We start from the raw sequence: 15754 nt of genomic DNA, 5'->3' as shown, positions 1-15754 counted from the left end.
TCAGGCGACAGATCCTGGCGACCCGCGCGGGGCGGGAACCGAAGAGGGGGCGACGCCGAAGCGCCGCCCCCTCTGGAAAAACCAGGTGCTCAGGCCGCGAGGTGCGCGAAGAGGAACCAGCGGTCCTTGTCGAGTCCGCGCTTGATCTCGATCGCGACGTCCTGGCTCGACATGTCGATCTCGTCGAGACCCTCGATCGCCGCCTCGATGTCGACCAGCACCGCGTCGATGTCGGCGATGACGGCACGGATGATCACGTCGGACTGCGCGAAGCCGGCGGGCACCTCGGTGGCCTTGGCCTTGGCGGCGACGGTCGACAGCCGAGAGTCGACGGGAAGACCCAGGGCGACGATGCGCTCGGCGGCCAGGTCGGACCACTCCTGCGCGTGCGCGACGACCGCGTCGAGCAGCTCGTGCACGCCGATGAAGTTCGAGCCGCGCACGTGCCAGTGCGCCTGCTTGCCGTTGACGACCAGGGCCTCGAGGCCGATCACGACGGGGGAGAGGAACTGGGCGGTGCCGGCGGCCATCGTCGGGTCGACCGTGGTGGCGGCGGGGGTGTGTACGGTGCTCATGTCTGCTCCTTCTCGCAGCGAACGAAGTCTGTTGAATGCAACCGTACTCACGCCCTCGCATTCCGCAAGCAAGTTGAGGCTCGGCTAAATACCTGGTGAATAGGCAATCCTCACCTTCTTCGACTCCGCCGGGTCCGCAGCAGGAGCCCACCGGCGACGATCGCTCCGGCGGCGGCGACGACGGCACCGAGCGGGGTTTCCCGCAGCCCGGTCCACGGCAGCACACCAGTCGACGCCCCGGCCGATCCCGCGCCCCCGGCGGTCGCGTCGGTGAGCAGGACCACCGGCGTCACGAGGGCGTCCCCCTGGCGCGACGCGTTGTCGGCCGCGGCATCCATCTGCAATCCGATCTCGACGCGCAGCGTCCCACCGGCCGGGATGACGTCGCTGACCCAGGAGGTTCCCGGGGGCAGGGATGCCGTCGCCACGACCAATCGCATCGCGTCCGCCAGGGCGCGGTCGGCGCGATCGGCCGTCTCCGGCGCGGTCTCGAGACGCAGTGCGGCACGTGCGGGGTCGGTGCTGGTGTTGCGGATCCACAGCGTCGAGCGCTGCACAGCGCCGGGGACGATCCGATCCGCGGGGTCGAAGACGCTGATCTCGCCGCCGGCGACGAAGCGGACCCCGTCGTCGCTCACCAGGAGGCGGGTCGGAGGGTCTTCCGCGGCCGCCGCGGGTTGTGGCCAGAGCAGCGGGCCGCCCGACAGCGCGACGGCGAGGGCGATCGCGGCGACGGGAGCACCGCGGCCGCGGCGCGAACGCAGGAGGTCGATGATCAACAGCGCGAGACCGTACCCCACGACGGCCACCCCCACCGCGGCGACGACGGCGCCGCGCTCCTGGCCGCCGAGGAGGACACCGGGATACCCCAGGTATGGCACCGCGAGCACGACCGTCCCTCGCAACTGTTCGCGCTGGACGGGCGGGTCATCGGTGTCGTTGGCGTCACCCCGGGTGACGAGGAGTCGTTCACCCCCGGTGGAGCGGATCGCGCCGACGACGCGGTGGGTGACGACCGCCGGATCACCGGAGCGGATCTGATACGTGACGACGTCGCCGATGCGGACGTCGTCGATCGCTGTCTGACGGACGGCGATCAGCGTCCCCGGGGGCATGCCCGGCTGCATGCTGCCGGTCAGGACCGTGTAAGTCTGTGCGCCCATGAGCAGGGGGATGATCACCGTGATCAGCGCGAAGAGCGAGACGAAGGCGAGCAGGACGGTGCCCACGACCGCCCGAGCGCGGGTCCCGTTCGAGCGGGGAGGTGCCGGCGCGGGCTGCGTGCGACGGTCTCGGCGCAGGGTCAGGTTCCCTGGCATTTGAGGCCTCCACTGAGAGCCTGGCGCAGAGAACCCGCGAGGACCACGTTCTGTCGATTGCTGGCCGGCGAGACCCACGCGTTGTTCTTGGCTCGCACCTCGACGTACACCGAGCCGCCGAGCAGCAGCGACCCGAGAACGGAGGACACGAGGGTCAGCAACAGCGTGCCCGTGACATCGAACGACAGCCCCGGGTGGTTCTCGGCCAGAACGGCCGTATTCGCGTTCTGCGTGTTGCCGAGGACGACGCGGTAGGCGGTCGCGCCCTCCACCTGGGGCCACGAGATGCGAGCGGCCCTGGGCGAGGAGATCGAATCGCATCTCGTCACGGGCGCGACGAGGAGTCCGGTGGACAGCGCGAACGCGGGCGCCGTCGTCGATGCCTGCCACGACGCCGCAGCCGGAGTCGACGACGGCACGATTCCGAGGGCAGCGGCGGCGAGCACCGCGATCACCACGGTGCGTCGAGGGCGCGTTTCGCCCCTCATGACAGCACCTGTTCGGCGGCGAGGAGGATGGAGGGGTCGAGGTCGACATCGTCGAGATCGCTCGGCGCATCGGCGCGCAACGTGAACCGCACGCACAGGGTGATCGCATCCCCGGGCAGAAACCCACCCGAGGGCGCGTAGGAGGAGCCGGGCGGGATCACGGGGCCGGTTCCGCAGGTCTGCACGTGGACGCTCGTCTGCACGAAGGTCGCCTCGGTCGCCGAGATCGGGAGCGTCACAGTGGGTGTGAGCCGCCATCGCAACGTCGTTCCGGATGCCCCGGTCTCTGTCACCAACAGCGTCACGTCGCGGAACTGTCCGGGATACAGCGGAGCCGGCGCGGGGGGCGATCCGAGCCACGCGGCGGTGACGTTCAAGTCGCCGGAGTCGACCGATCCGGGTCCGAGGGTCTCGCTTCGCTGCCAGTACGCGTGCGCCGCAGCGGTCCCCGTCCCCAGGACGAGGACCGCCGCGAGCACGCTCGCCCCGCGGAGGCGACGCGAGACGCCGTTGTCGCGCTTCGGCATGGCGGGGCGAGGTCAGTTGCCGGTCTGCGTCAGCGTGAAGACGACGTCCTCCAGGTTGACGGAGCTGTTGACGCCATCGCGGTTGGCGGTGGCCGGGTCGAAGGTGATGGTCAGGGTCGCCGTGACGGCCTGCGTCCCGTCGGGGTCGGTGATATCGGCCTCGACGAGGTGGTAGGTCGTTTCGTCCACCTCGGTCCCGAAACTGTCGAGGGTGAGGTCGACGTCGAGGTACTGGCCCAGCCCCTGAGCGAACGTCGCGCCGAGCGATGCCGCGAGGTCCGCTTCGATCGTGTCGCCGATGAGCGTGACGTCGAGCGCCTGGGTCAGGGTCAGCACGTCTCCCGGAACGATACGGACCGCCGAGACGTCCGCGACCGGCTGCGCCTGACCGAGGACACCCTGGAGCGTCCATTCCGCATCGCCGAGGGATAGATCCAGGTCTCCCGACGAGACGGGCGCGGCCCCGAGGGCGGTCTGCGTCGACCAGAACGCATACGTGCCGGCTCCGCCCAGCAACAAAGCGGTGCCCGCAGCGATCGCCACGATGGCTTTCGCCTGTCCGCGGGGTCGGCGGGTCCCGGAACGGGTGGCTCGTGTCCGGGTGGTCGGCTTGGGCGACAACGACATGGTTCCTCCTCGGCGGGTGCGGGCTTCGTGAACCGAAAATAGGAGTCGGGTGAGGCTTCGCCACTACCGATCCGCCCGCTCGCCCTACCGGATTCGGCGGCGATCCGTAGTTCTCGGTAGCCGGTCGGTAGCGCTAGCGTCGGGCGCATGACGATCGCCCCTGACGCCGCTGTCCTGTCGCTGCCCGATGCGGCGCCCGTCGTGCACGAGACCGCGTTCGTGGCATCCGGAGCCCGGATCGTGGGGGACGTCACCCTGAGCATGGGCGCGAGCGTCTGGTACAACGCCGTCCTCCGCGGCGACAGCGCGGCGATCTCGATCGGACCCCGCAGCAACCTGCAGGACAACGTCTCGGTGCACGTGGATGCCGATCACGCCGCGATCATCGGAGCCGACGTCTCGGTGGGGCACAACGCGGTCGTGCACGGGTGCACGATCGGCGACGGTTCGCTGGTCGGGATGGGCTGCGTCATCCTCTCAGGAGCCGAGATCGGCGCCGGATGCCTGATCGCCGGGGGAGCGGTGGTCCTGGAGAACACCGTCGTGCCCGAGGGTTCGCTCGTCGCGGGGGTGCCCGCCAAGGTGCGTCGGGCGCTCACCGCCGAGGAGCGTTCGCGCCTCTTGCGCAACGCCGAGATCTACGTCGCGCACTCCGCGCGTCACGGTGAGGCGCAGCCCACCCGGATGTGACGGTCATCCCCGTCCATAATGGCGGGATGGCCTCCGAAACCTCCGACGACAGGTCTTTCGAGGTACCTGCGGGGAAAAAAGAGGTGGGGGACTGGAAGGCGCGACTGCGTGACGATCCCGCGGACGATGCGACTCGGCAAGAGCTCGTCGGTCACTACCGCCGGCTCGGCCACCGGGATCAAGCGGGCCGCTACGCCGTCGGCCTGACCGAGGGGGCGTCCGCGGATGAGCTGCGGGCCTACATCGTGATGCTGTGGAGCCTGAACGCCGACGAGGCGACCGCGCGGCGTTTCAGCGCGCTCGCCGACGAGCGTGAACTGCCCGCATCGGTGCGCGAATCCATCGGCACTCGCGCGCTACCCGACGAGCTGCGCGAGGAGGGCTGGGGCTGGGTCGTGGGGATCGCGTGGGCCGTGTTGGTGGTGGCCGGGTTCGTGACGCTGGTCGTGGTCTTCGGACGCACCATGGCCGGCTCCCCGGACGCGCGTCGGGTGGGTGTCTGGTGGACGTCGCTCACCGGCTGGATTCTCGTGGGCGCCCTCACACTCACCGCGCTCTGGTCGGCGACGGCCGTGAGCTGGAAGGCCGCATCGATCTGGACGGCGGTCGCCGTCGTGGCCGCGGCGGTCGTGCTGCTCGGGGGAATCGGCCTGAATCGTTGAACGATCTGACATGGTCAAAAGGTGGAGGGGCTGACGAGAATCGAACTCGCATCATCTGTTTGGAAGACAGAGGCTTTACCACTAAGCTACAGCCCCGGATTTCCGCGGTTTTGAGGCCGCGAAGCATCGGACGTCCCCTACTCTACGACACCCGACAGCGCCTCGCGAACGCGGCGGGGCCGGGTTCGACACGCTTCCGCCGGAGAAATCGGCGCATCCAGGCCGATCGACTAGACTTTCAGCGGTCGTTTCGTCGGCGCGTTCCGCGCGCCGCCCCGGGGCGTAGCTCAGCTTGGTAGAGCGCCCGCTTTGGGAGCGGGAGGCCGCAGGTTCAAATCCTGTCGCCCCGACGTCACGGCCCCACAGACCACAGGCCTAGCCGGCCCCCGCGTGCGCGCGGGCCACACGAGGAGAACGAACCGCATGGTCAACAGCACCGTCGAGAAGCTCAGCCCCACCCGGGTCAAGCTGCACATCACGGTCTCGCCCGACGAGCTCAAGCCGAGCATCGCCCACGCCTACGAGCACATCGCCCGCGACGTGCAGATCCCCGGCTTCCGCAAGGGCAAGGTTCCCGCCCCCATCATCGACCAGCGCATGGGCCGCGGCGCCGTCATCGAGCACGCCGTCAACGAGGGTCTGGACGGCTTCTACCGCCAGGCCGTCGAGGCCAACGACCTGCGCGTGATCGGTCGACCCAACGCCGAGATCGTCGAGCTCCCCGAGCTCAAGGACTTCTCCGGCGACCTGATCGTCGATGTCGAGGTCGACGTGCGCCCCGAGTTCGACCTCCCCGCCTACGACTCGATCACGGTCACCGTCGACGCCGCCGAGGCCGACGAGGCCGGCATCGACGCCGAGCTCGACCGTCTGCGCGCGCGCTTCGGCACGCTCGTGACCGTCGACCGTCCCGCCGCCACGGGTGACTTCGTCGAGCTCGACCTGGTCGCCACCATCGACGGCAACGAGATCGACCGCGCCGAGGGCGTGTCGTACGAGATCGGTTCCGGCGAGCTCCTCGAGGGCATCGACGAGGCCATCGAGTCGCTCACCGCCGACGAAGAGACCACGTTCCGCTCGAAGCTGGTCGGCGGCGAGCACGCCGGCGAAGAGGCCGAGGTCACGGTCACGATCAAGGCCGTCAAGGAGCGCGAGCTGCCCGACGCCGACGACGACTTCGCGCAGATGGCATCCGAGTTCGACACCATCGCCGAGCTGCGCGAGTCGCTGAGCGAGCGCGTGTCGCAGCAGGCCGTCTTCACCCAGGGTTCCGCCGCGCGCGACAAGTTCATCGAGGCACTCCTCGAGGCCGTCGAGATCCCCGTTCCGCCGCAGCTCATCGAGGACGAGGTGCACCAGCACCTCGAGGGCGAGAACCGCCTCGAGGACGACGAGCACCGCGCCGAGGTCACCGAGGCGAGCGAGAAGCAGTTCCGCACGCAGATGGTCCTCGACAAGATCGCCGAAGACGCCAACGTGCAGGTGTCGCAGGACGAGCTGACGCAGTACCTCATCCAGTCCGCCGCGCAGTACAACATGGCGCCCCAGGACTTCGTCAACGCGCTGCAGCAGGGCAACCAGCTCCCCGCGCTCGTCGGAGAGGTCGCCCGCAACAAGGCCCTCGCGATCGCACTCGGCAAGGTCACCGTCGTCGACACCGCCGGCAAGCCGGTCGACCTGACCGGCTTCGTCGCCGTCGAGGGCGAAGAGCCCGTCGAGGGTGACGACGACGCCGACGAGGTGCCCGCAGCCGACGACGCGCCCGCCGCGGAGGAGGCCCCCGCGAAGGCTCCCGCCAAGAAGCGCGCCCCCGCCAAGAAGAAGGCCGCCGACGCCGACGCTCCCGCTGAGGAGGCCCCCGCCAAGGCTCCCGCCAAGAAGCGCGCCCCCGCCAAGAAGAAGGCCGACGACACCGCCGCGAGCGAGTAAGTCATGACGAAGGGGGCGGGTGCACGGCATCCGCCCCCTTCGTCTTCCCCAAATGCCGATGCTCCCCATCCCCCCACCCCCACCCCCGTCGAGTGTCCAGGACACACCGCACGTCCGGACGGTCAACGGCGTGTCCTGGACACTCGACAGGGGGGGAGCAAGAGACGCGACACATGGACGACTGGCAGGACAGAGTGGATGCCGTCTGGGCCGATGACGCGCTCGATCCCCGCGACGTGATCGCCCGCATCGACGACCTCGCCGGCGAGCGTCCCACCGACGACCCCGTCGCCCTGTTCGAGCGCGCCGGAGCGCGCGACTCGGCGGGGGACGAGGACGAGGCCGAGGTGCTCTATCGCCACGCCCTGTCGGTCGGTCTCGACGACGAGCGCCGCACGCAGGCGACGATTCAGCTCGCCAGCACGATCCGCAACCTGGGCAAGACGGACGAGGCTCTGGAGATGCTGCGGATCGAGTACGAGCGCGAACCGCGCGGACCCCTGCACGACGCCGCGGCGGCGTTCTACGCCCTCGCACTCGTCTCGAGCGGTCAGGCGGAGCGGGCGGCATCCATCGCCCTCCAGGCGCTCGCGCCCCATCTGCCCCGCTATACCCGTTCCGTCACCGGATACGCGCGAGAAATCGCCGATCATCTCGACTGATCCGCCCGCGGCGAACACGGCATCCGGTGTCGGAGCCCGCCGGTAGATTCGTTGCAGATCACCGGAAGAGGAGCACACATGCCCGAACCCCTTATGGCAACGAGCGTCTTCGACAGGCTGCTGAAGGACCGCATCATCTGGCTCGGTTCGGAGGTGCGTGACGAGAACGCCAACGAGATCTGCGCCAAGATCCTGCTGCTCGCGGCAGAAGACCCGCAGAGGGACATCTACCTCTACATCAACTCGCCCGGCGGCTCGATCACGGCCGGCATGGCGATCTACGACACCATGCAGTTCGTGCCGAACGACATCGTCACCGTCGGCATCGGCATGGCGGCGTCGATGGGTCAGCTGCTGCTGACCAGCGGCACCAAGGGCAAGCGCTACATCACGCCGAACGCGCGCGTGCTGCTGCACCAGCCCCACGGCGGCTTCGGGGGAACGTCGAGCGACATCCAGACGCAGGCGCAGCTCATCCTCGACATGAAGCGTCGTCTCGCCGAGATCACCGCGAACCAGACCGGCAAGAGCGTCGAGCAGATCAACGCCGACGGCGATCGCGACCGCTGGTTCACGGCGCAGGAGGCCCTCGAGTACGGCTTCGTCGACCACATGCGCGAGCACGCCACCGACGTCACCGGCGGCGGCGGAACCGCGGCCTGAGTCGAGAGGAAAAGGACACCATCATGAACATCCCCACCTTCGGCGGCGCAGCTGCGCACATGCCCTCGAGCCGCTACGTCCTGCCCCAGTTCGAGGAGCGCACGGCCTACGGCTACAAGCGCCAGGACCCGTACAACAAGCTGTTCGAGGACCGCGTCATCTTCCTGGGCGTCCAGGTCGACGACGCCTCGGCCGACGACGTCATGGCCCAGCTGCTCGTGCTCGAGTCGCAGGACCCCGACCGCGACATCATCATGTACATCAACTCGCCCGGTGGCTCGTTCACGGCCATGACGGCGATCTACGACACGATGCAGTACGTCTCGCCGCAGATCCAGACGGTCGTGCTCGGACAGGCCGCGTCCGCGGCATCCGTCCTGCTCGCCGCCGGCGCGCCCGGCAAGCGTCTGGCCCTGCCGAACGCCCGCATCCTGATCCACCAGCCCGCTATGGGCGAGGCCGGACACGGGCAGGCGTCCGACATCGAGATCCAGGCGCAGGAGATCCTGCGCATGCGCACGTGGCTCGAAGAGACCATGGCCCGCCACACGGGCCAGGACGTCGCGAAGATCAACAAGGACATCGATCGCGACAAGATCCTCTCGGCGCACGAGGCGATGGAGTACGGCATCGTCGACCAGGTCCTCACGACCCGCAAGCGCCAGCCGGCGGCTCTCACCGCCTGACGCATCACCCTCGACGCCCCGCAGACCATTCCGGCCTGCGGGGCGTCGTCATGCCGCGCGCGAGGCGCCACCTTCTGTCGCTTCCGACGGCTCCGAGGCGACAGGTCCTGGCACCTCGCGCGCGGGGGTGCGGGCGAGCACGACACCGCCGAGAGCGCAAATGCCCTCGGTTCGCCCGGGCTCGGGTTAGGCTCGGATCACACACCGGCGGGGGCCGGGTGACGGGAGGATCCGGCCATGGCACGTATCGGTGAGAGCGCCGACCTGTTCAAGTGCTCCTTCTGTGGCAAGAGCCAGAAGCAGGTGCAGCAGCTGATCGCCGGTCCCGGCGTGTACATCTGCGACGAGTGCGTCGAGCTGTGCAACGAGATCATCGAAGAGCGCATGGCCGAGTCCTCGGCCGGCGAGGTCGCCGAATTCGACCTGCCCAAGCCCCGCGAGATCTTCTCGTTCCTCGAGGAGTACGTCGTCGGTCAGGAGCCCGCCAAGCGCGCCCTGGCCGTCGCCGTCTACAACCACTACAAGCGCGTCCGGTCGCACGGCACGCTCCAGCCGGCCGAGGCGCGCGCCGAAGAGATCGACATCGCCAAGAGCAACATTCTGCTGCTCGGCCCGACCGGGTGCGGCAAGACCTATCTGGCGCAGACCCTCGCGAAGCGCCTCAACGTCCCCTTCGCGGTAGCGGATGCCACGGCCCTGACCGAGGCGGGCTACGTCGGCGAGGACGTCGAGAACATCCTGCTGAAGCTGCTGCAGGCGGCCGACTTCGACGTCAAGCGCGCCGAGACGGGCATCATCTACATCGACGAGGTCGACAAGATCGCCCGCAAGGCCGAGAACCCCTCGATCACGCGCGATGTGTCGGGAGAGGGCGTTCAGCAGGCCCTGCTGAAGATCCTCGAGGGCACGGTCGCCTCGGTCCCGCCGCAGGGCGGGCGAAAGCACCCGCACCAGGAATTCATCCAGATCGACACGACGAACGTGCTGTTCATCGTCGCGGGAGCCTTCGCGGGCCTCGAAGAGATCATCTCGGCGCGCGTCGGCAAGCACGGCGTCGGCTTCGGTGCCCCCCTGCACCGCAAGGAGGACGCCCCCGATCTCTTCAGTGAGGCGCTTCCCGAAGACCTGCACAAGTTCGGTCTGATCCCCGAGTTCATCGGTCGTCTGCCCGTCGTGGCATCCGTCTCGCCGCTCGACCAGGACGCGCTGATGGAGATCCTCACGGCCCCCCGCAACGCGCTGGTCAAGCAATACCAGCGGATGTTCGAGCTCGACGGCGTCCAGCTGGAGTTCGACGAGGACGCGCTGCGCGCGATCGCCGACCTCGCCGTGGCCCGCAAGACCGGAGCCCGTGGACTCCGGGCCATCCTCGAGGACGTCCTGGGACCCATCATGTTCGACGTGCCCTCGGCCGACGACATCGCCAAGGTCGTCATCACCCGCGCCGCCGTCGAGGACCGCGTCGCACCCACGATCGTCCTGGCTCAGAAGCGCCGCAGCGCCTGACCCGTCCGCCCGTCGCACCTGGGCACGGTCGGGCCGCGGCGTGGCGTCACGCCGGGTCTCGCCGACTGGACGTCGAGCCCGCGGTCACGCGGTCCGCACACGGGCGGTGACCCGGCCCCGGGCCGCGTCACCGCCCGTGTCGTCAGCGGGCGAGACCTCGACGCTCCAGCAGCGGCTGGATCTCGGCATCCCGTCCCCGGAAATCGCGATAGGCGGCCAGGGGGTCGCCGGCACCGCCGACGCCCAGCAGGCGGTGGCGGAACCGGTCTCCGTTCGCACGGGTGAGGCCGCCGTTCTCTCCGAACCATTCCACCGTGTCGGCATCGAGCACTTCGCTCCAGATGTAGGAGTAGTAGCCCGCGCTGTAGCCGCCCGAGAACACGTGCGCGAAGTACGTCGAGGCGTAGCGGGTCGGAACGGCCGGGTCGTCGAGGCCGATGTCCGCGAGGGCCGCCGCCTGGAAGGCCGCGACATCGATATCGGCCGATGCCTCGTCGAGCGAGAGCGTGTGCCACGCCTGGTCGATCCAGGATGCCGCCAGGTACTCGCTCGTGGCGAAGCCCTGGTTGAACGCCTCGGAGGCGTGCAGACGGTCGATGACCTCGGCAGGCAGCGGCTCGTCGGTGTCGATGTGACGCGCGTAGTGCGCGAGGATCTCGGGCCAGAGGATCCACATCTCGTTCACCTGGCTGGGGAACTCGACGAAGTCGCGGTACACCGCCGTCCCGGCGAAGTGCGGGTAGGTGACCGTCGCGAACAGGCCGTGCAGGGCGTGTCCGAACTCGTGGAAGAGCGTGGTGACCTCGTCGAGCGTCAGCAGCGTCGGGGTGCCGGGCGCGGGCTTGTTCACGTTGAGGTTGTTGACCACGACGGGAGCCGTACCGCGAAGGGCCGACTGCGTGACGATCGAGTTCATCCACGCGCCGCCGCGCTTCGTGTCGCGCGTGTACAGGTCGAGCAGGAACAACCCCAGTTCGCTGCCGTCCGCGTTGTGCACCTCGAACACGCGCACCTCGGGGTGATAGCCCTGCAGGTCGTGCCGTTCGGTCACACGGATGCCGTACAGCAGCTCCGCGGCGTGGAAGACGCCGTCGCGCAGCACCCGCTCCGCCTCGAACCACGGGCGCAGTGCCGAGCGGTCGAGGTCGTACTTCTCGGCGCGGACCTTCTCGGTGTAGAACGCCCAGTCGTGGGCCTCGATGCGGATGCCGTCCGCGTCGGCGATCCGCTGCAGGGCAGCGTGCTCGTCTCGAGCGTTGGCGGCGGCCGGCGCCGCCAGACGGCGCAGGAGCGACTCGACCGCATCAGGCGACCCGGCCGTCTGGTCGGCGAGCACGGCGGCCGCGTGCGAGGGGTACCCCAGCAGCGCCGCACGCTCGGCGCGAAGGCGCACGATCTCGCGCAGCACCGGACGATTGTCGTGGGCGTTGTCGCGTGCACCGCGTGCGCGGGAGGCTTCGAGCAACCGTCGGCGGCTCTCGCGATTCGTCAGCGATGACAGGTACGGGTGCCCGGTGTAGAGCGTGAGGGCGACGACGTAACGTCCGTCGAGCCCGCGGCCGGTCGCGGCCTGCGCGGCGGCCGAGAGCTCGCCGTCGCTCAGCCCGTCCAGCTCGCCGGCGTCGTCGAACACGACGGCGAGGTCGTTCGTATCGGCGAGCAGGTTCTTTTCGAACGTGGTGGTCAACACCGACAACCGTTGATTGAGGTCGGTCAGACGCTGCTTCTGCGCGGCGTCCAGACCGGCGCCGGCCAGCGCCATTTCGCGGTGATGACGTTCCACCAGGTAGCGGCTCTCGGTATCCAGGTCCAGATCGTCGAGCTGATCGTGCACCGCGGCGATGCGCGCGAACAGCGCGGCATCGAGCTGGACGGCGTCACGGTGCGCCGACATGAGGGGGGCGAGCTGCGCCTCGATCGCCTGGATCTCGGCGGTGCCGTCGGCGCCCGTCACCGTGTAGAACGTGCGGGAGACCCGACCGAGCAGCTCTCCGCTGCGCTCGAGGGCGACGAGGGTGTTCTCGAACGTCGCGGGCTCGGTCTGAGCGGTGATGGCGTCGACCTCGGCACGGTGGGCCGCGAAGGCCGCGTGGAAGGCAGGGAGGTAGTGCTCCGCCCGGATGCTGCCGTACGGCGGCAGATCGTAGGGGAGCGAGGGGGCGGCGAGGAGGGGATTGGGGGCATCCGTCATCGGTCCAGCCTAGGCGGCGGGCCTGCCGCGGTCACGGCGCGGAGGCACGCCGATGGTCCCCGAGCCTGTCGAAGGACCCTCGCGCAGCGGCGGGCTCAGGCGCCCGCGTCGCGGGGGCCGAGGGCTTCGACGGGCTCAGGCGCCCGCGTCGCGGGGACCTCGCACGGTGGCGGGCTCAGGCGCCCGCGTCGCGGGACCGAGGGCTCCGACGGGCTCAGGCGAACTCGGCGTCGTCGTCGTAGCGCACGACGACCTCGCCCGAGGCGTCCTGGCTCACGATGACCCCGGTATCGAGCTCCGCGACAGGACGCCCCTCGAGGAAGGTCAGCGTCCACTTCGGCGACGGAGCACTCAGGCCGTCCGGGTTCAGCGCTGCTTCGACGGCGGCGATCTGAGCGTGGAGGACCTCGGGGACAGCCTTCGGCGGCTGCTCGCGGGCGGTCCAGCGGGTTCCGAGTTGCATCAGGCCTCCTGGGGTGCGAACACGATGTCGGTGACGGTGGTGGTGTCGGCCTGGGCGAACGAGATCGCCTCGATCCGGCCCACGGCGCGCAGGTCGCCCTCGGCGAGGCGCAACGCCTCGACGTGGGGGCCCGCCACGGTGAGCGAGGTGACCGGCGTCTTCTGAGAGGCCTTGGCCTCGGTCTTGGCACGACGGATGCCGATGAGCGCGGCGCTGACGGCGGTGAGCACCGCGGGGTCTCCCTCGATGCCGAGCGGCTCGGGCCAGGCGGCGGTGTGCACCGAGCCCTCGTCGAACCACGACCACACCTCTTCAGATGCGAACGACAGGACGGGGGCGAAGAGGCGCACGAGCGTCGACAGGGCCGTGCGCAGCGCGAGCGCGGCAGACGCCTGGCCCACGTCGGTCTGGTCGTACGCCCGCTCCTTCACCAACTCGAGGTAGTCGTCGCAGAACGTCCAGAAGAACGACTCGGTGATCTCGAGCGCCCGCGCGTGGTCGTACGCCTCGAACGCGGCGGTGGCGTCGCGCACCACGGCATCCAGGGTCGCCAGCATCGACGCATCGAGAGCATGAGTGACCTCGGCGCCCTCGGGGACGGGGAAGGACAGCACGAACTTGGCCGCGTTCAGAAGCTTGATCGCCAGGCGCCGACCGATCTTGACCTGCGTCGGGTTCTGCGGGTCGAAGGCCGCGTCGGTGCCCAGGCGGCTCGAGGCCGACCAGTACCGCACGGCGTCCGAGCCGTGCTGCTTCAGGATGTCGGCGGGCGTGACCACGTTGCCCTTCGACTTCGACATCTTCTTGCGGTCGGGGTCGACGATGAAGCCCGAGATCGCGGCATCCGTCCACGGACTGCGGTCGTCCTCGAGGGCGCTGCGCAGCATGGTCGAGAAGAGCCACGTGCGGATGATGTCCTGGCCCTGCGGACGCAGGTCGAACGGCGACACGAGGTTCCACAGCTCCTCATCCCGCTGCCACCCACCGGCCAGCTGCGGGGTGAGCGACGAGGTCGCCCACGTGTCGAGGATGTCGCGCTCGGCGTCGAAGCCGCCGGGAACGCCCCGCTGGTCTTCGGTGTAGCCCGGGGGCACGTCTGTCGTCGGGTCGACCGGCAGCGACGCGAGGTCGGGCGTCAGCACACGCGAGTAGTCGCGCTCACCGCTGTCGTCGAGGCCGTACCAGACCGGGATCGGCACGCCGAAGAAGCGCTGGCGCGACACGAGCCAGTCGCCGGTCAGGCCGTTGGTCCAGTTCTCGAAGCGCACGCGCATGAAATCGGGATGCCACGACATCTGACGGCCGAGGGCCACCAGACGCTCGCGCAACTCGGCATCGCGCGCACCGTTGCGGATGTACCACTGACGCGTCGACACGATCTCGAGCGGGCGGTCGCCCTTCTCGAAGAACTTCACGGGGTGCGTGAAGGGCTTGGGGGCGCCCTCCATGGCGCCGATCTCCTGCAGCAGTTCGACGATGCGCTTCTTGGCGCTGAACACCGTCTTGCCGGCGAGTTCGCCGTACGCCGCCGTCGCGGCATCCGTCACGATCACATCGGGGGCCTCGGCGACGATACGGCCGTCCTTGCCGATGATGGTGCGGTTCGGCAGGTCGAGCTCGCGCCACCAGATGATGTCGGTCACATCGCCGAAGGTGCAGATCATGGCGATGCCCGAACCCTTGTCCTTCTGCGCGAGGGGGTGGGCGAGCACCGGCACCTCGACGTCGAACAGCGGCGTGCGCACGGTCGTGCCGAACAGCGGCTGGTACCGCTCGTCGTCGGGATTGGCCACCAGCGCCACGCACGCGGGCAGCAGCTCGGGGCGGGTGGTCTCGATGAACACGTCGCCCGACCCGTCGGTCTTCGCGAAGCCCACCCGGTGGTAGGCCGCCGGCTGGTCGCGGTCCTCGAGCTCGGCCTGCGCGATGGCGGAACGGAAGTCCACGTCCCACAGCGTCGGGGCGAGGGCCTGGTAGGCCTCTCCGCGCTCGATGTTGCGCAGGAACGCCAGCTGGCTGGTGCGGATCGAGTCGTCCGAGATGGTGCGGTAGGTCTGGGTCCAGTCGACGCTGAGGCCCAGCTCGCGGAAGAGGTCTTCGAACTGCTTCTCGTCCTCGACCGTCAGCTGCTCGCACAGCTCGATGAAGTTGCGGCGGCTGATGGGCACCTGGTCGGCGGCCTTGCTGCTCTTGTTGTCGCCGCCCGCGAACGGCGGAGTGAAGGCGGCGTCGTAGGGGAGCGAGGGGTCGCAGCGCACGCCGTAGTAGTTCTGCACGCGGCGCTCGGTCGGCAGGCCGTTGTCGTCCCAGCCCATCGGATAGAACACGGTCTTGCCGCGCATGCGCTCGAAGCGCACCTTCACGTCGGTGTGCGTGAACGAGAACACGTGACCGATGTGGAGGCTCCCGGATGCCGTCGGCGGCGGAGTGTCCACGGAGTACACGCCCTGACGACCGGCCTCGGCGGCTCGGATGCGGTCGAACACGTACGTCCCGCGCTCACGCCACGCGGCGTCCCACTTCTGCTCGAGGCCTTCCAGGGCGGGCTTGTCGGGAATGGTGGCCATGGGGGTACTCCTCGAGCGATATGGGCGGCACTGTGTGAGCGTGCCTGATGGGTGTGGCATCCACGATACCGGGGGTCTCGCGCGTGCGCGCGTCGGGGCGCGGCCGGGGGGGGGGGGGGGGGGGGGGGGGGGGGGGGGGGGGGGGGGGGGGGGGGGGGGGGGGGGGGGGGGGGGGGGGGGGGGGGGGGGGGGGGGGGGG

15 protein-coding genes and 2 tRNA genes are annotated in these 15754 nt (G+C 69.5%); 8 read left to right on the top strand and 9 right to left on the bottom strand.

All coding sequences use genetic code 11. The annotated features are described in order from the left end of the window. Window positions 1–89: 89 nt before the first annotated feature. From ACIPVB_RS13135 to ACIPVB_RS13115, 5 genes are all read right to left on the bottom strand, one after another. Window positions 90–575 carry a Dps family protein gene (locus ACIPVB_RS13135; RefSeq protein ID WP_400369482.1) on the bottom strand — a complete coding sequence of 162 codons (486 nt, stop codon included), beginning with the start codon at window positions 573–575 and terminating at the stop codon, window positions 90–92. Between the two features lie 110 nt (window positions 576–685). Further along, window positions 686–1894: a signal peptidase I gene (locus ACIPVB_RS13130; RefSeq protein ID WP_400369480.1), complete on the bottom strand. Its 1209-nt coding sequence runs from the start codon at window positions 1892–1894 to the stop codon at window positions 686–688. Beyond that, window positions 1879–2382 carry a hypothetical protein gene (locus ACIPVB_RS13125; protein ID WP_400369479.1) on the bottom strand — a complete coding sequence of 168 codons (504 nt, stop codon included), beginning with the start codon at window positions 2380–2382 and terminating at the stop codon, window positions 1879–1881. The genes ACIPVB_RS13130 and ACIPVB_RS13125 overlap by 16 nt, the downstream gene beginning before the upstream one ends. Beyond that, complete coding sequence (locus ACIPVB_RS13120; RefSeq protein ID WP_400369477.1) at window positions 2379–2909, bottom strand: hypothetical protein; 531 nt, start codon at window positions 2907–2909, stop codon at window positions 2379–2381. The genes ACIPVB_RS13125 and ACIPVB_RS13120 overlap by 4 nt, the downstream gene beginning before the upstream one ends. A 12-nt stretch (window positions 2910–2921) precedes the next feature. Beyond that, window positions 2922–3536 carry an alternate-type signal peptide domain-containing protein gene (locus ACIPVB_RS13115; protein WP_400369475.1) on the bottom strand — a complete coding sequence of 205 codons (615 nt, stop codon included), beginning with the start codon at window positions 3534–3536 and terminating at the stop codon, window positions 2922–2924. A gap of 147 nt (window positions 3537–3683) precedes the next feature. Here ACIPVB_RS13115 and ACIPVB_RS13110 point away from each other — a divergent pair, with 147 nt between their 5' ends. Next, complete coding sequence (locus ACIPVB_RS13110; protein WP_400369473.1) at window positions 3684–4226, top strand: gamma carbonic anhydrase family protein; 543 nt, start codon at window positions 3684–3686, stop codon at window positions 4224–4226. Window positions 4227–4252: 26 nt separating this feature from the next. Further along, the gene (locus ACIPVB_RS13105; protein WP_400369471.1) at window positions 4253–4888 is read left to right on the top strand and encodes a hypothetical protein; all 636 of its coding nucleotides are present in this window, start codon (window positions 4253–4255) and stop codon (window positions 4886–4888) included. Window positions 4889–4910: 22 nt separating this feature from the next. On the opposite strand, the gene ACIPVB_RS13100 is transcribed toward ACIPVB_RS13105, so the two are convergent. Next, window positions 4911–4984, bottom strand: a tRNA-Gly gene (locus ACIPVB_RS13100). Window positions 4985–5164: 180 nt separating this feature from the next. On the opposite strand from ACIPVB_RS13100, the gene ACIPVB_RS13095 reads away from it, so the two are divergent. The 6 genes from ACIPVB_RS13095 (at window position 5165) to clpX (ending at window position 10334) form a co-directional block, all read left to right on the top strand. Then, window positions 5165–5238: transfer RNA gene (locus ACIPVB_RS13095), tRNA-Pro, on the top strand. Window positions 5239–5311: 73 nt separating this feature from the next. Beyond that, a complete protein-coding gene (gene tig / locus ACIPVB_RS13090) occupies window positions 5312–6817 on the top strand; it encodes a trigger factor (RefSeq protein WP_400369469.1) in 1506 nt (501 codons plus the stop codon). Window positions 6818–6990: 173 nt separating this feature from the next. Further along, window positions 6991–7479 carry a tetratricopeptide repeat protein gene (locus ACIPVB_RS13085; protein WP_400369467.1) on the top strand — a complete coding sequence of 163 codons (489 nt, stop codon included), beginning with the start codon at window positions 6991–6993 and terminating at the stop codon, window positions 7477–7479. A gap of 78 nt (window positions 7480–7557) precedes the next feature. Further along, on the top strand, window positions 7558–8142 hold the full coding sequence (locus tag ACIPVB_RS13080) for an ATP-dependent Clp protease proteolytic subunit (protein ID WP_400369465.1): 585 nt from the start codon (window positions 7558–7560) through the stop codon (window positions 8140–8142). Between the two features lie 23 nt (window positions 8143–8165). Beyond that, complete coding sequence (locus tag ACIPVB_RS13075) at window positions 8166–8828, top strand: ATP-dependent Clp protease proteolytic subunit (protein WP_400369463.1); 663 nt, start codon at window positions 8166–8168, stop codon at window positions 8826–8828. A gap of 237 nt (window positions 8829–9065) precedes the next feature. Then, window positions 9066–10334: an ATP-dependent Clp protease ATP-binding subunit ClpX gene (gene clpX / locus ACIPVB_RS13070; RefSeq protein ID WP_400369461.1), complete on the top strand. Its 1269-nt coding sequence runs from the start codon at window positions 9066–9068 to the stop codon at window positions 10332–10334. Window positions 10335–10476: 142 nt separating this feature from the next. On the opposite strand, the gene ACIPVB_RS13065 is transcribed toward clpX, so the two are convergent. From ACIPVB_RS13065 to valS, 3 genes are all read right to left on the bottom strand, one after another. Beyond that, window positions 10477–12525: a M3 family metallopeptidase gene (locus tag ACIPVB_RS13065; protein WP_400369459.1), complete on the bottom strand. Its 2049-nt coding sequence runs from the start codon at window positions 12523–12525 to the stop codon at window positions 10477–10479. Window positions 12526–12739: 214 nt separating this feature from the next. Beyond that, on the bottom strand, window positions 12740–12988 hold the full coding sequence (locus ACIPVB_RS13060) for a hypothetical protein (RefSeq protein ID WP_400369457.1): 249 nt from the start codon (window positions 12986–12988) through the stop codon (window positions 12740–12742). After that, on the bottom strand, window positions 12988–15555 hold the full coding sequence (gene valS, locus ACIPVB_RS13055; protein ID WP_400369455.1) for a valine--tRNA ligase: 2568 nt from the start codon (window positions 15553–15555) through the stop codon (window positions 12988–12990). Before valS ends, ACIPVB_RS13060 begins: the two co-directional genes overlap by 1 nt. Between the last annotated feature and the right edge of the window lie 199 nt (window positions 15556–15754).

Source organism: Microbacterium sp. NPDC090007 (genome assembly GCF_044748345.1).
Lineage (GTDB): Bacteria > Actinomycetota > Actinomycetes > Actinomycetales > Microbacteriaceae > Microbacterium.
The sequence above is the reverse complement of the archived record's forward strand: the minus strand, read 5'-3'. Positions and strand labels throughout refer to the sequence as shown.

Bases quoted from the DNA above. Each gene is read 5' to 3' on its own strand.
- ACIPVB_RS13135 (WP_400369482.1), bottom strand. From the start codon at position 575: ATGAGCACCGTACACACCCCCGCCGCCACCACGGTCGACCCGACGATG.
- ACIPVB_RS13130 (WP_400369480.1), bottom strand. From the start codon at position 1,894: ATGCCAGGGAACCTGACCCTGCGCCGAGACCGTCGCACGCAGCCCGCG.
- ACIPVB_RS13125 (WP_400369479.1), bottom strand. From the start codon at position 2,382: ATGAGGGGCGAAACGCGCCCTCGACGCACCGTGGTGATCGCGGTGCTC.
- ACIPVB_RS13120 (WP_400369477.1), bottom strand. From the start codon at position 2,909: ATGCCGAAGCGCGACAACGGCGTCTCGCGTCGCCTCCGCGGGGCGAGC.
- ACIPVB_RS13115 (WP_400369475.1), bottom strand. From the start codon at position 3,536: ATGTCGTTGTCGCCCAAGCCGACCACCCGGACACGAGCCACCCGTTCC.
- ACIPVB_RS13110 (WP_400369473.1), top strand. From the start codon at position 3,684: ATGACGATCGCCCCTGACGCCGCTGTCCTGTCGCTGCCCGATGCGGCG.
- ACIPVB_RS13105 (WP_400369471.1), top strand. From the start codon at position 4,253: ATGGCCTCCGAAACCTCCGACGACAGGTCTTTCGAGGTACCTGCGGGG.
- tig (WP_400369469.1), top strand. From the start codon at position 5,312: ATGGTCAACAGCACCGTCGAGAAGCTCAGCCCCACCCGGGTCAAGCTG.
- ACIPVB_RS13085 (WP_400369467.1), top strand. From the start codon at position 6,991: ATGGACGACTGGCAGGACAGAGTGGATGCCGTCTGGGCCGATGACGCG.
- ACIPVB_RS13080 (WP_400369465.1), top strand. From the start codon at position 7,558: ATGCCCGAACCCCTTATGGCAACGAGCGTCTTCGACAGGCTGCTGAAG.
- ACIPVB_RS13075 (WP_400369463.1), top strand. From the start codon at position 8,166: ATGAACATCCCCACCTTCGGCGGCGCAGCTGCGCACATGCCCTCGAGC.
- clpX (WP_400369461.1), top strand. From the start codon at position 9,066: ATGGCACGTATCGGTGAGAGCGCCGACCTGTTCAAGTGCTCCTTCTGT.
- ACIPVB_RS13065 (WP_400369459.1), bottom strand. From the start codon at position 12,525: ATGACGGATGCCCCCAATCCCCTCCTCGCCGCCCCCTCGCTCCCCTAC.
- ACIPVB_RS13060 (WP_400369457.1), bottom strand. From the start codon at position 12,988: ATGCAACTCGGAACCCGCTGGACCGCCCGCGAGCAGCCGCCGAAGGCT.
- valS (WP_400369455.1), bottom strand. From the start codon at position 15,555: ATGGCCACCATTCCCGACAAGCCCGCCCTGGAAGGCCTCGAGCAGAAG.